General features: G+C 68.2%; 10 protein-coding genes. 5 read left to right on the forward strand and 5 right to left on the reverse strand.

Annotated elements, in window-relative coordinates:
* Nucleotides 1-139 precede the first annotated feature (139 nt).
* On the forward strand, nt 140-1,243 hold the full coding sequence (locus tag BG61_RS24620; RefSeq protein ID WP_035940097.1) for a malate/lactate/ureidoglycolate dehydrogenase: 1,104 nt from the start codon (nt 140-142) through the stop codon (nt 1,241-1,243).
* A gap of 99 nt (nt 1,244-1,342) precedes the next feature.
* On the opposite strand, the gene BG61_RS24625 is transcribed toward BG61_RS24620, so the two are convergent.
* Complete coding sequence (locus BG61_RS24625; protein ID WP_035940099.1) at nt 1,343-2,236, reverse strand: NAD-dependent epimerase/dehydratase family protein; 894 nt, start codon at nt 2,234-2,236, stop codon at nt 1,343-1,345.
* Nucleotides 2,237-2,336: 100 nt separating this feature from the next.
* Between BG61_RS24625 and BG61_RS24630 the strand changes: the two genes are divergently transcribed.
* A complete protein-coding gene (locus tag BG61_RS24630) occupies nt 2,337-3,227 on the forward strand; it encodes a LysR family transcriptional regulator (RefSeq protein ID WP_035940100.1) in 891 nt (296 codons plus the stop codon).
* Between the two features lie 69 nt (nt 3,228-3,296).
* Nucleotides 3,297-3,689 (forward strand): RidA family protein, encoded by a 393-nt coding sequence (locus BG61_RS24635; protein WP_051672766.1) that lies wholly within the window; start codon nt 3,297-3,299, stop codon nt 3,687-3,689.
* Nucleotides 3,690-3,703: 14 nt separating this feature from the next.
* Here BG61_RS24635 and BG61_RS24640 read toward each other — a convergent pair whose 3' ends face one another.
* Together BG61_RS24640 and BG61_RS24645 are read right to left on the reverse strand one after the other, a co-directional pair.
* Entirely contained in the window at nt 3,704-5,386 is a 1,683-nt protein-coding gene (locus BG61_RS24640; RefSeq protein ID WP_035940171.1) for an acid phosphatase, read from the reverse strand.
* 266 nt (nt 5,387-5,652) lie between these two features.
* Nucleotides 5,653-6,447: a sulfite exporter TauE/SafE family protein gene (locus tag BG61_RS24645; protein ID WP_035940102.1), complete on the reverse strand. Its 795-nt coding sequence runs from the start codon at nt 6,445-6,447 to the stop codon at nt 5,653-5,655.
* A gap of 191 nt (nt 6,448-6,638) precedes the next feature.
* On the opposite strand from BG61_RS24645, the gene BG61_RS24650 reads away from it, so the two are divergent.
* On the forward strand, nt 6,639-8,867 hold the full coding sequence (locus BG61_RS24650; protein WP_035940104.1) for an amylo-alpha-1,6-glucosidase: 2,229 nt from the start codon (nt 6,639-6,641) through the stop codon (nt 8,865-8,867).
* A 61-nt stretch (nt 8,868-8,928) separates the two neighbouring features.
* Here BG61_RS24650 and BG61_RS24655 read toward each other — a convergent pair whose 3' ends face one another.
* Nucleotides 8,929-10,110 carry a 4-hydroxybenzoate 3-monooxygenase gene (locus BG61_RS24655; RefSeq protein ID WP_035940106.1) on the reverse strand — a complete coding sequence of 394 codons (1,182 nt, stop codon included), beginning with the start codon at nt 10,108-10,110 and terminating at the stop codon, nt 8,929-8,931.
* Nucleotides 10,111-10,199: 89 nt separating this feature from the next.
* A complete protein-coding gene (locus BG61_RS24660) occupies nt 10,200-11,057 on the reverse strand; it encodes an alpha/beta fold hydrolase (RefSeq protein WP_051672767.1) in 858 nt (285 codons plus the stop codon).
* A 170-nt stretch (nt 11,058-11,227) separates the two neighbouring features.
* Between BG61_RS24660 and BG61_RS24665 the strand changes: the two genes are divergently transcribed.
* On the forward strand, nt 11,228-11,608 hold a 381-nt coding region (locus BG61_RS24665), incomplete at its 3' end, for an SDR family NAD(P)-dependent oxidoreductase (RefSeq protein WP_035942278.1).

The following is an 11,608-nucleotide window of genomic DNA, read 5'->3' on the forward strand; positions in this document are numbered from 1 at the left end:
CCCCGGTCCGGCGGATTTTTCAAGCCGCTGTCGCATTAGAAGTGGTCAGGCCAATCGATCGCCTGTAAAGTGGTAAGTCCACGCGCCGGCCACTGCGCTGCGCGCGAGAGGCCATTTTGCACAGGAGACGACAGCAGCAATGAACGAAATCAAGACGCAGGCCGCGCCCGAGTTGCGCATTCCCTCCGATACCCTGCACGCCTATGTGCGCGCGATCTGGGAGCACGCCGGCAGCACGCCGCGCGAGGCGGAACTCGTCGCGGATCACCTCGTGATGGCCAACCTGTCGGGCCACGATTCGCACGGTGTCGGAATGATTCCGCGCTACGTCGCGTCGCTCGCGGACGGCGAACTCAAGCTCAACGCGCACGCCGAGATCGTGCGCGACGCGGGCGCGGTGCTGACAATCGACGGCGTGAAGGGCTTCGGCCAGGTCGTCGCGTACGAAGCGATGGAGCACGGCATCGAGCGCGCGAAGAAGCTGGGCGTGTGCGCGGTGGGCCTGCGCGACGCGCACCACATCGGGCGCATCGGGCACTGGGCCGAGCAGTGCGCGAAGGCCGGCCTGGTGTCGTTTCACTTCGTGAACGTGGCGGGCGACCCGCTCGTCGCCCCGTTCGGCGGCACCGACCGGCGCTTCGGCACGAATCCGTTCTGCGCCGCGTTCCCGCGCGCGGGCAAAACGCCGCTCGTGCTCGATTTCGCGACGAGCGGCATCGCGTACGGCAAGACGCGCGTCGCGTACAACAAGGGCGTGAAGGTTGCGCCGGGCTATCTGATCGAACACGACGGCACGCCGACCGTCGAGCCGAAGGTGATGCACGAGGAGCCGTTCGGCTCGCTGCTGCCGTTCGGTCTGCACAAGGGCTTCGGGCTCGCGGCGATGTGCGAGATTCTGGGCGGCGCGCTGTCGGGCGGCTACACGACGCGCGAAAGCACGCTGCAGAAGACGAGTGCGATCATCAACTGCATGACCTCCGTGATCCTCGATCCGAACGCCTTCGACGCGCCCGCCGCGCAGGCCGAGGCCGAGGCGTTCGTCGAGTGGGTGAAGACGTCGCGGGTGGCGCCGGGCGTCGAGCGCATCTATGCGCCGGGCGAGCCGGAAGACGCGCGGCGTGAGGAGCGCGTCGCGAACGGCGTGCCGATCGATCCGACGACGTGGCAGCAGATCCGCGACGCGGCGAAGCAGTCCGGCATGCCTGAAGGCGAAATAGAGGCGTTTTCGAAGGCGTTGGCCTGATTTTTACCGCCGAACGCCGCCGCATCGTGCACGAACGCAAAAACGCCACCGGACGGCCGGTGGCGTTTTTTTTCACGATGCGCCTGAAGCGGACGGCGTTCAGACCATTTCCTTTGTGATCCACTCGACCACCGACGTGCGCTTCGGCTGCCAGCCAAGCAGTTCGCGCGCATGCTTGCCGCGCACGCGGCTGTTGGACCCGAGGCCGTACGACGCCATCTCGTAGCCCCATTCCTCTTTGGCGTCGTCGAGCGGCCAGTCCTGCGGCTCGCCGAGGCCGAGCACGCCGGCCATGGCGGCAGTCATGTCGCGGATCGACGCTTCGCCGCTCTCGATGAAATAGAACGTGCCCGGCGGCGTCTTTTCGAGCGCGCGGCGATACGCATCGACGACGTCGTCGATATGCACGTTCGACCAGATGTTGCGGCCCGGCCCCACATGGCGCACGACGCCGCTCTTGCGCGCCTGTCTGAGCAGACGCGGCAGTTGCACGCTCGCCGCCGACGGAATGGCGCCGTGCCCGTAGATCAGCGTGTTGCAGAGCACCGCCGAGCGCACGCCGCGCTTCGCCGCGCCGAGCACGAGGTTGTCGATCGCGACGCGCGGCGCCTTGTCGGCGGTCGGCTCGGGCAGGCTGTCCTCGTAATAGACGGCATCCGATGCTTCGCCGCCCGACGCATCGCCGACGATGCTCGAACCGCTCGTGTGCAGCAGCGGCTTGTCCGACCCTTCCAGCCCTTCGATCAGCGCTTCCACCGCGCCGCGATGGTCGCTGTCGGCGGCGTTGATGACGGCGTCGGCGGCCCGCGCCTCGGCGATGAGGAGCGCGCGGTCGTCGAGGCTGCCGAGCACCGGCTCGATGCCGAGGCGCTTCAGTTCGTCCGCCTGTTCCGCGCGGCGCACGAGTCCGCGCACCTGATGGCCGTCGCCGGCGAGCCCCGCCGCGATCGAACCGCCGATGAAACCGCCCGCGCCCGTAACGAAAATCTTCATGTGCTGCTCCGGTGATTGAGGTGACAGGAAGCAGTATCCGGCTATTCGACTTTCGCAAAAACGGTGTTAGTCTCAAATCACCCTTGACTTGGGATCAACAATGAAGACGACCACCGACGAATTGCTCGCGTTCGTCACCGTGATCGACAGCGGTTCGATCACGGCGGCGGCCGAGGCGTTGCAGCAGACCGTGTCCGGCGTAAGCCGGGCGCTGGCGCGGCTGGAGAAGAAGCTCGACGCGACGCTCGTGCGCCGCACGACGCGCCGCCTGCAGCTGACCGACGAGGGCGAGCTGTTCCTCGCGCGTGCCCGCCTGATTCTTTCCGCGATGGAGGACGCCGAGGAGGCGATCGCGCGGCACCGCGAGCGGCCGGCGGGGCGGTTGCGCGTGGATGCGGCGTCGCCGTTCATGCTCCACTGCATCGTGCCGCACGTGAAGGCGTTCGCCGCGCTGTATCCCGAAATCACGCTGGAGCTGACGAGCAACGAGCGCATCGTCGACCTGATGGAGCAGCGCGTGGACATCGCGATCCGCATCGGCGCGCTGCAGGATTCGACGCTGCACGCCCGGTCGCTCGGCAGCAGCCGCTCGCGCGTGCTCGCGAGCCCGGGCTATCTGGCGGAGCACGGCGAGCCGCGCGACGTCGGGGAGATGCAGGGCCACCGGCTGATCGGTTTCACGGCGCCCGAAAGCCTGAACGACTGGCCGTTGCGCGACGGCCGAGGCGGCACGTTCGTGTCGGTCACGCCGACGGTGGCGGCGTCGAGCGGCGAGACGATCCGCCAGCTTGCGCTCTGCGACGGCGGGATTGCGTGCCTGTCGGAATTCATGACGGCCGCCGACGTGCACGCAGGCCGGCTGCGCGCGATACTCGACGACGCGCTCGAAGACGCGCGCCTGCCGATCAGCGCGGTGTATTACCAGAGCGAGTCCATGGCCGCGCGGGCGAGGGCGTTCCTCGATTTCCTCGCCGGGAAGCTGGCGGCGTGAGGCCGTGCTGCGTATGCTGTGACCGCCTTGCCAACGTTCAGTCAATCCCTCCTCGATACAAGATAGCCCATGCCGCCCATCGAAGCCCTGAATGCCCCCGACCTGCCCGTTCCCGCCGGCCACTACAGCCACGCGACACGCGCGGGCAACCTGATCTGCGTGTCCGGCCAGTTGCCGATGCGCCCCGACGGCACCCACACCGGCGACCAGCCGTTCGAGGTGCAGGCCGAGCAGACCCTGTCCAACCTGCGCGCGGTGCTCGCCGCGGCGGGCGCCGGATTGAAGGACTGCGTCGAGGTCACGGTCTATCTCGTCGGCGTCGAACACTGGAAGGCTTTCAACGAGATCTACGCGCGCCATTTCGGCGACTGGAAGCCGGCCCGCGCCGTGGTGCCGGTCGGCGCGCTGCACTACGGCTATCTGCTGGAAATCTCCGCGCGGGCCTGGGTGGAGCGCAGTTAGCCGGGCCTTTTTCCTCAGGCCAGATCCAGCGCGCCCGTCAGATCGCCGAGCGGCGGCAGGCCGTTCGCCGCGAACGCGCGGTCACGCGCGGCGACGCCGTCGAGCGGCGCCAGATCGTGCACGCGCGAGATGAAGCGCAGGATCGAGTTCGTGTCGTACACGGTGTGATCGACGAAGCCCTTTTTCGCGAACGGAGCGATCACGAGGGCGGGAATGCGCGAACCCGGCCCCCACCGGTCGCCCTTCGGCGGCGACACGTGATCCCACCAGCCGCCGTTTTCATCGACCGTGACGATCACCACCGTGTTCTCCCACTGCGGCCCGCGCTGAATCCGCTCGACGATGTTCGCGATATGGCGGTCGCCCGACTCGACGTCCGCGTATCCGGCGTGCATGTTCAGGTTGCCCTGCGGCTTGTAGAACGTGACCGCGGGCAGGCGCCCGGCGTCGATGTCGGCCATCAGCTTGTTGGTCGACGGATCGTTGCCGAGGCCGGCGTCGCGCAGGTGCTGCACGCGCGCCTGCGTGCCCGGCGCGTAGTTGCGGAAATAGTTGAACGGCTGATGGTGATACTGGAAATCGGGCACCGAACCGGTATCGACGTGATCCAGCGCGTATTGCCACGCGCCGCTGTACCACGCCCAGTCCACGCCCTTCGCCGACAGCCGGTCGCCAATCGTCGCGTAGGTCTGCGGCGGCAGCACGCGCGGATTCGACAGGTCGGCAAGCATCGGGTCGCCGCGCTCGGCCGGGCGCACGTTGCTCGGCTGGTAGGGCGGCGCCATCGTGTTGACGGCATAGCCGTCTGCCGTCAGCGCGCCGTCGCGCACGAACTTGGGCGGTCCGTCCAGCGCCGATTTCGGTGAATCCGGCGCGAGCTTCAGGCGCGTGGCCGTCGGGTCCTCGCCTTCCACGACCGACACGAGCTTCGCCGCCGGGCCGTTGTGGACGTCCGGATAGAAAGGCGCCTGCGCCGAAATCAGGAAGATGTGGTTCAGCCACGAGCCGCCGAAGGCCGCCATGAAGAAGTTGTCGCACAGCGTGTACTGCTGCGCGAGGCCCCACAGGCGCAGCGTCTCGGCGGAACTGCGGTAGTGGCCCATCACGAGGCCGCCCGAATCGCCCCATGCGGCGAACTGGTTGTTGCGCCCCGCGTTGATCTGCATCTGGTTCTGGTAGAAGCGATGCACGAGGTCGCGCGTGATCACGCCGTTGGGCAGCGGCTGGCCCTGCGCGTCGACGAGATGAAAGGGCGCATTGGCGAGGCCCGTGATCTGCTTTTCGCTGATCGCGTAGCGCTTGCCGCCCACTTCCTGCGCCTGCGGCACGAGCCCGCCCCAGATGGCCGGCAGCGTGGGAAGCGGCGTGCGCCCGTCGCGATCGAACTGGGCATAGCGCGCCGCCGGCACGCTTTCGAGCGGATACTGCACGCCGGGGAAATTGCCGTACAGATTGGTGAAGCTGCGGTTTTCGGCGTAGATGACGACAATCCGGCGGACCTTCGCCGCGAGCGTGCGGTCGAGCGCGAGATCGGCCGTGGTCTTGGGCGTGGACGGTTTCGAGTCGAACAGGTTGCAGCCGCCGATCGACAGCCCCGCGAGACCGACGCCCGCGGCGAGCAGCCGCCGCCGCGCGGGGTCCTGTGGTGCGTCGCCGATGTCGGAAAGGTCGTCACGCGGATCGTCGTTCTGGCTCATCGCTGGCTCCTGGTGGACATGCGCGGCTGCGCGCACAGCATTATGGTCAATGAACCGTGACGCGCCAACCTTCATTTCCGGCGGGATTGACCGCTCGGCGCGCCGTTCAGCATGCGCATGTTGACCGGATTGCGGCGCCGCGAAAAGCTGGCCGGATGGCATAAGCCAGAACCACGTGAAAACGGCTTATGCCATCCGGCCGACTGGAAACCGCCACGGCGCGAGACTACTATCAACTGAGCGATCGACGGGGCGTCGACGGAGCATCAGCTGAAGATCAGCTTGGCGCCGACGAGCAGCAGCGTCGCGGCCAGCACGTTGCGCAGGAGCGCCTCCGGGGCCTTCGAGGAGAGCATGCTGCCAATCGCAATGCCGGGCAGCGAGCCGACGAGCAGCGACGCGAGCAGCGACCAGTCCACGGAGCCGAGCATCCAGTGGCCGGTGCCGGCGATCAGCGTGAGCGGCACCGCGTGGGCGACGTCCGAGCCGACGATGCGCACGGTGGCGAGGCGCGGATAGAGCAGCAACAGCACGGTTACGCCGATCGCGCCCGCGCCGACCGAGGTGATCGACACCAGCACGCCCAGGACGGCGCCGGTCAGCACGGTCCAGGCCGTGGTCCGCAGTGGATGTTCGGGCCGCCCGCGCCCCTTTTTATAGGCGAGTCTCGCTAGCTGAGGGCGGAACACGAGCGACACCGCCGTAACCAGGAGCGCCGAGCCGAGAATGATCTGAATGAGCCGCGCGGTTCCGGGCGCGTTGAGCCCGTACTGGTGCAGCAGGAGCAGGGTCAGCGCCGCGGCCGGCACGCTGCCCGCGGCGAGCCGGCCGGTGATGCGCCAGTCGACGGAGCCCTTGATGCCGTGCACGAGCGTGCCGGTCGCCTTGGTCGCGGCGGCGTAGAGCAGGTCGGTGCCGACGGCCGTGGCCGGATGAATGCCGAACAGGAGCACGAGGAGCGGCGTCATCAGCGAGCCGCCGCCCACGCCCGTCAGGCCGACGAGAAAGCCGACCGCGAGCCCGGATGCTGAATAAAGTAAGTCGATATGCGGAAATGACATTCGCTCGGAGAACCGGTTAGGCGTGATTCGGTCGAAAAGCCGTCGATGATAGCCGGTCCCGGGCGCTCCCGCTGCTGCTTTGCCGTTCCTGCGTGAGCGGGGGCCGAATGCAGGGCGCGCGGGCAATCCGTAGAATCGGGCGCGAAGAGGCGCAACTCACACCTCGTCCACGCCACTTTCAGGAAGGTGCAATGGAAACGAAGCAACAGCAGCAGGGGCATCAAAAGCATTCCGCCCTGGATGACGCCTTTATCCCGAACGAGCATGCGAATATCGCGAGCGAGCAGCAGTTCGTGCTCAAGTCGGGCAACACGTTCGCCGTCAACGATGCGAACGGCGACATCCGGGGCATCGACGACGGCCTCTTCGTCAACGATACGCGCGTACTCTCGGAGCTGGTGCTCACTTTCGGCGGCCGCGCGCCGTCGCTCCTGTCGGGCAGCGTGTCGAGCGACAACGCCGTGTTCACGGCCCACCTGACCAACAAGCCGCTGCCGCCCATCGGCGGCGCGCGCACGCCGGAAGGCGTGATCCACGTCGAGCGCAAGCGCGTGCTCTCGGGGCACGTGCTGCACGAGAGCATCGTGCTCACCAACTACGGCACCGAGCCTGCCACCGTGCCGCTGTCGATTTCCTTCGCCGCTGATTTCCTCGACATGTTCGAAGTGCGCGGCTCGACGCGCGCGAAGCGCGGCACGCTGCGCCCGCCGGTGGTCGAAAACGGCGAGGTCGTGCTGCGCTACACGGGGCTCGACGAGGTCGAGCGGACCGCGCGCATCCAGTTCACGCCGGCGCCCGATTCGCTCACGCCGAACCGCGCCGACTACGCGCTGCAGATCCAGTCGGAGACGGCGATCTCCATCTACCTGTCGGTCACGGCCACGACCCATGCCTTGAGCGACGCGAGCGAGCAGAGCAAGAAAAATGCCGCCGAAGCCGCCGAATGCGCGCCCGAATCGGGGCGTCCGGCGATTCGCGAGGCGCTCGTCGAGGCGCACCGGCGCATGCGCGAGCGGCGCCGCGCGACGGCACGGGTGCGCTCCAGCAATCCGCTTTTCAGCGAATGGATCGACCGTTCGCTGTCCGATCTCGGGCTTTTGACCACCGATCTAGAAACGGGGCCTTATCCGTACGCGGGCATTCCGTGGTTCTCGACGGCGTTCGGGCGCGACGCGATCATCACGTCGCTCCAGATGCTGTGGATTCAGCCGTCGCTCGGGCGCGGCGTGCTGCGCTTTCTCGCGACGCATCAGGCGCGCGAGGACTCGGCGTTTCGCGACGCCGAGGTCGGCAAGATCATGCACGAGACGCGCAAGAGCGAGATGGCCGCAACCGGCGAGGTGCCGTTCGCGATGTACTACGGCGGCGTGGACAGCACGCCGCTCTTCATCGTGCTCGCCGGCGCGTACGCGCAGCGCACCGGCGACACCGCGCTGATCGACGAACTGTGGCCCGCGCTGCAGCTCGCGGCGCAGTGGATAGCGCGTCACTGCGACAAGAACGCGTACGGGCTGCTCGACTACCAGCGCGCGTCCGAGCACGGGCTCGCGAACCAGGGCTGGAAGGACAGCCAGGACTCGGTGTTCCACGCCGACGGCCGTTTCCCCGACGGACCGATCGCGCTCGTCGAGGTGCAGGCGTACGCGTCGAAGGCGTTTTCGACGATGGCGCATTTCGCCCGCCAGCGCGGCGCAACGCAGGACGCGCTCGAATTCGACACCCGCGCGGAGCACATCCGCGAGCGCGTCGAGGCGATGTACTGGATCCCGGAGTCGGATTTCTACGGCATTGCGCTCGACGGCCACGGCGAGTTGTGCCGCGTGCTGGCGTCGAACGTGGGGCATCTGCTCGCGTTCGAGCTGGTCGAGCGGCAGCGCGGCGAAGCGGTCGCGCGGCAGCTCGAATCGACCCTCTTTCACACCGGCTGGGGCGTGCGCACGCTCGCGGCGGGCCAGCCGCGCTTCAACCCGATGTCGTATCACAACGGCTCGGTCTGGCCGCACGACACGGCGATGTGCGCGCGCGGCCTTGCCCGCTACGGCGACCGTGGCGGCGCGGTGCGGCTCCTGCAGGCGCTGTTCGAAGCGGCCGTGACGTTCGACATGCGCCTGCCGGAACTCTTCTGCGGCTTCACGCGGCAGCGCGGGGAGAAGCCGATCGCGTATCCGGTCGCGTGCCTGCCGCAGGCCTGGGCGGCGGGGGCGCCGTTCATGATCCTGGAGGCGTGCCTCGGCCTTTCCATCGATGCCGTGAACGAGGAAGTGCGCATCGACCGGCCGCAGTTGCCGGACGGGATCGACTGGCTGGAGATCGGCGACCTGCGCGTCGGCAGCCGGAGCGTGTCGATTACGTTCCGGCGCGTGGGCGGCCAGGTCGTGCCGTCGGTGGAGGGCGACGTGAGGGTGGTGGCGCTGCTGTGACGGCCATGCGGGCGGCGCGCGGCCTGAACGGCGCCGCCGCCGCGAAACACGGCGGCCACTGTTACACCGCGACGCTGCCCACGTAGTTTTCCGCGAGCGCGGTGGCGGCGGCGCGCGAGGTCGTCACGTGCTCCAGTTCCGCCACCTGCAGGCGCTGCTCGAACGGCGACGTGTCGTCGAGCTTGTGCAGCATGCGCGTCATCCACCAGGAGAAGTGCTCGGCGCGCCACACGCGCTTGAGCGCGGTGTCCGTGTAGCGGGCGAGCTTGTCGCTCGTGCCTTCCTTGTAGAACGCCGTGAGCGCCGCCGTCAGCACCTTGACGTCCGACACGGCCAGATTCAGGCCCTTTGCGCCCGTCGGCGGGACGATGTGCGCGGCGTCGCCGGCGAGAAAAAGCTTGCCGCACTGCATCGGCGTGGAGACGAAGCTGCGCATCCCGACGATGTTCTTCTGGAAGATCTTTCCTTCGGTGATCTGCCAGCCGTCGGCGGTATCGACGCGCGCGTGCAACTCCGCCCAGATGCGGTCGTCCGACCAGGCGTCGACGCTTTCTTTCGGGTCGCACTGGAAATACATGCGCTGGATGCCCGGCGAGCGCGTGCTGACGAGCGCGAAGCCGCGGTCGTGGCGCGCGTAGATGAGTTCGTCGGACGAAGGCGGCGCCTCCACCAGAATGCCGAACCAGCCGAACGGATACACCTTCTGGTAATCGTGGCGCAGCGCCGCTGGAATCGAGCCGCGCGCGACTCCCTGCGAGCCGTCGCAGCCGATGATGTAGTCGCATTCCAGTTCTTCGTCGCGGTCTTCGTGACGGTACTTGATGCGCGGCTGCGCGTCGGCGGCGCCGTCGAAGTCGTGCAGCGACACGTTCGAGACATTGAATTTCAGCGCGCCGCCGGCGGCCACGCGGGCGGCGACGAGGTCCTTGATCACCTCATGCTGCGCGTAGACGGTGATCGAGTGGCCCGTCAGGTCGGTCAGCGCGATGCGGCGGCGCTCGCCCTCGAACGCCAGTTCGAAGCCGTGGTGCAGCGCGCCCTCGGCCTGCATCCGCGCGCCGAGCCCGGCTTCGTTGAGCAGGTCCATCGTGCCCTGTTCCAGCACGCCGGCGCGAATCGTCGATTCGATGTCGTCGCGGCCGCGCGCTTCCAGCACGACCGATTCGATGCCGCGAAGATGGAGCAGATGGGAGAGAAGAAGCCCGGCGGGGCCCGCACCGACGATGCCGACTTGAGTACGCATGAATGTCTCCTTGATGCGTGATGATTTTGTGAAGACAGTCTCGCGTCGCGCCGGCTATCGCGCAACGCGATATCGCGCATAGCGCCTATTCAATTTTGAGATAAAGGGGCGCAGGCGCCGATGAATCGCGCAATCGACGCGTTCAGGTGCTCGTATCCGCCGTCGCGATCCGGCGGCGTTCCCGCGATTTCGAGCCGTGCCGCGCCGCGGACATGCCGCTCGATCGATTCGAGATGGGCGCGCGCGCGCCCGCTGCCGCCTGCGTCGCGTTCATGCGCGAAGCCTTCGATCGCGAGCAGCGGACAGCGGATCGCGTGCAGCGCGGCCTCGATATGCCAGTTCAGGGATGAGGCGCCGGGCGGCGCATCGTGCGGGTCGCGAAAGCCGGGGTCGACGTCGTCGTGGTAGCGCGAGAGGCGATCGCGCAGGTTCGTCGTCTCGAAGGCGGCGCGGATGCGCAGCGGCCCGTCCGCGCCCGACGGCTCGGCAAACGCGTGCGGCGCGAACGTGTGCGGCGCGATCACCACCGCGCCTGCCAGCCCGGCGGGCTGCGCGCTCGCGTAGAGGAGCGTGATCGAGGCGCCGTCGCGGTGCCCGACGAGCCATATCCGGCGGCAGCGCGCGGAGGGACTGATGTCGAGCGCGTCGAGCAGCGCGGGCAGGATGCCGTCGGCCTGGCGATGCAGGAAATCGATCGGCCAGCTGGGCGGTGGCGCATGCGGGCGCGGCGCGGGCGGGCCGTAGCCGGGCCGCGCGTAGAGCAGGCCGCGAAAGCCGAGCGCGCGGCACAGCGCCGCCGCCCATTCCCTGTGGCTCGCGTAAGGATCCGGGCCCGCGTGCAGAAACACGACGAGCGGCGCGGCGACGCTCCCGCCCGCGAGCCATTCGTAGTCGAGCGTGACGGCGCCGTGTGCAGGGGTCGCGGGGAGCGTGACGAATTCGATCATGCGTGTGATTCCGGAGCACCGGAGCGGGGGCGCGCACTTTTCGCGCGTCCCCTATCGACGAGTTTAGGCGTTTCGTCCGCGCGACGGGTCCGCCATTTGCCGGCATGGGCCCGCCGCTTGCTGGCCGCAGGGTTTCCACCCGCTTCATCAACAGGCAAGGGAGACGTGCCATGACGGACCATTCCTATCCGGCGCCACCGCTGCCGGACCAGCAGCAGGACCGGCAACCCGGCCTCACCGCGCCGATGAACCCGCAGCCGGACCATGGCGAACACAGCTATCGGGGCAGCGGGCGCCTCTCCGGCAAGGCCGCGCTGATCACGGGCGGCGACAGCGGCATCGGGCGCGCGGTGGCGATCGCGTACGCGCGCGAGGGCGCGGACGTCGCGATCTCGTATCTCGACGAGCACGACGACGCGAAGGAAACCGCGCGCTGGGTCGAGGAAGCGGGGCGCCGCGCGCTGCTTCTGCCCGGCGACATCACCGGTCGCGCGCATTGCCGCGAACTCGTCGCGAAGACAGTGGAGGCGTTCGGGCGCATCGACGTGCTC

This window comes from Caballeronia glathei (assembly GCF_000698595.1).
Classification (GTDB): domain Bacteria; phylum Pseudomonadota; class Gammaproteobacteria; order Burkholderiales; family Burkholderiaceae; genus Caballeronia; species Caballeronia glathei.

Coding starts and splice junctions, on each gene's coding strand:
- BG61_RS24630 (WP_035940100.1), top strand. CDS start 2,337: ATGAAGACGACCACCGACGAATTGCTCGCGTTCGTCACCGTGATCGAC.
- BG61_RS24625 (WP_035940099.1), bottom strand. CDS start 2,236: ATGAAGATTTTCGTTACGGGCGCGGGCGGTTTCATCGGCGGTTCGATC.
- BG61_RS24645 (WP_035940102.1), bottom strand. CDS start 6,447: ATGTCATTTCCGCATATCGACTTACTTTATTCAGCATCCGGGCTCGCG.
- BG61_RS24635 (WP_051672766.1), top strand. CDS start 3,297: ATGCCGCCCATCGAAGCCCTGAATGCCCCCGACCTGCCCGTTCCCGCC.
- BG61_RS24640 (WP_035940171.1), bottom strand. CDS start 5,386: ATGAGCCAGAACGACGATCCGCGTGACGACCTTTCCGACATCGGCGAC.
- BG61_RS24655 (WP_035940106.1), bottom strand. CDS start 10,110: ATGCGTACTCAAGTCGGCATCGTCGGTGCGGGCCCCGCCGGGCTTCTT.
- BG61_RS24620 (WP_035940097.1), top strand. CDS start 140: ATGAACGAAATCAAGACGCAGGCCGCGCCCGAGTTGCGCATTCCCTCC.
- BG61_RS24660 (WP_051672767.1), bottom strand. CDS start 11,057: ATGATCGAATTCGTCACGCTCCCCGCGACCCCTGCACACGGCGCCGTC.
- BG61_RS24650 (WP_035940104.1), top strand. CDS start 6,639: ATGGAAACGAAGCAACAGCAGCAGGGGCATCAAAAGCATTCCGCCCTG.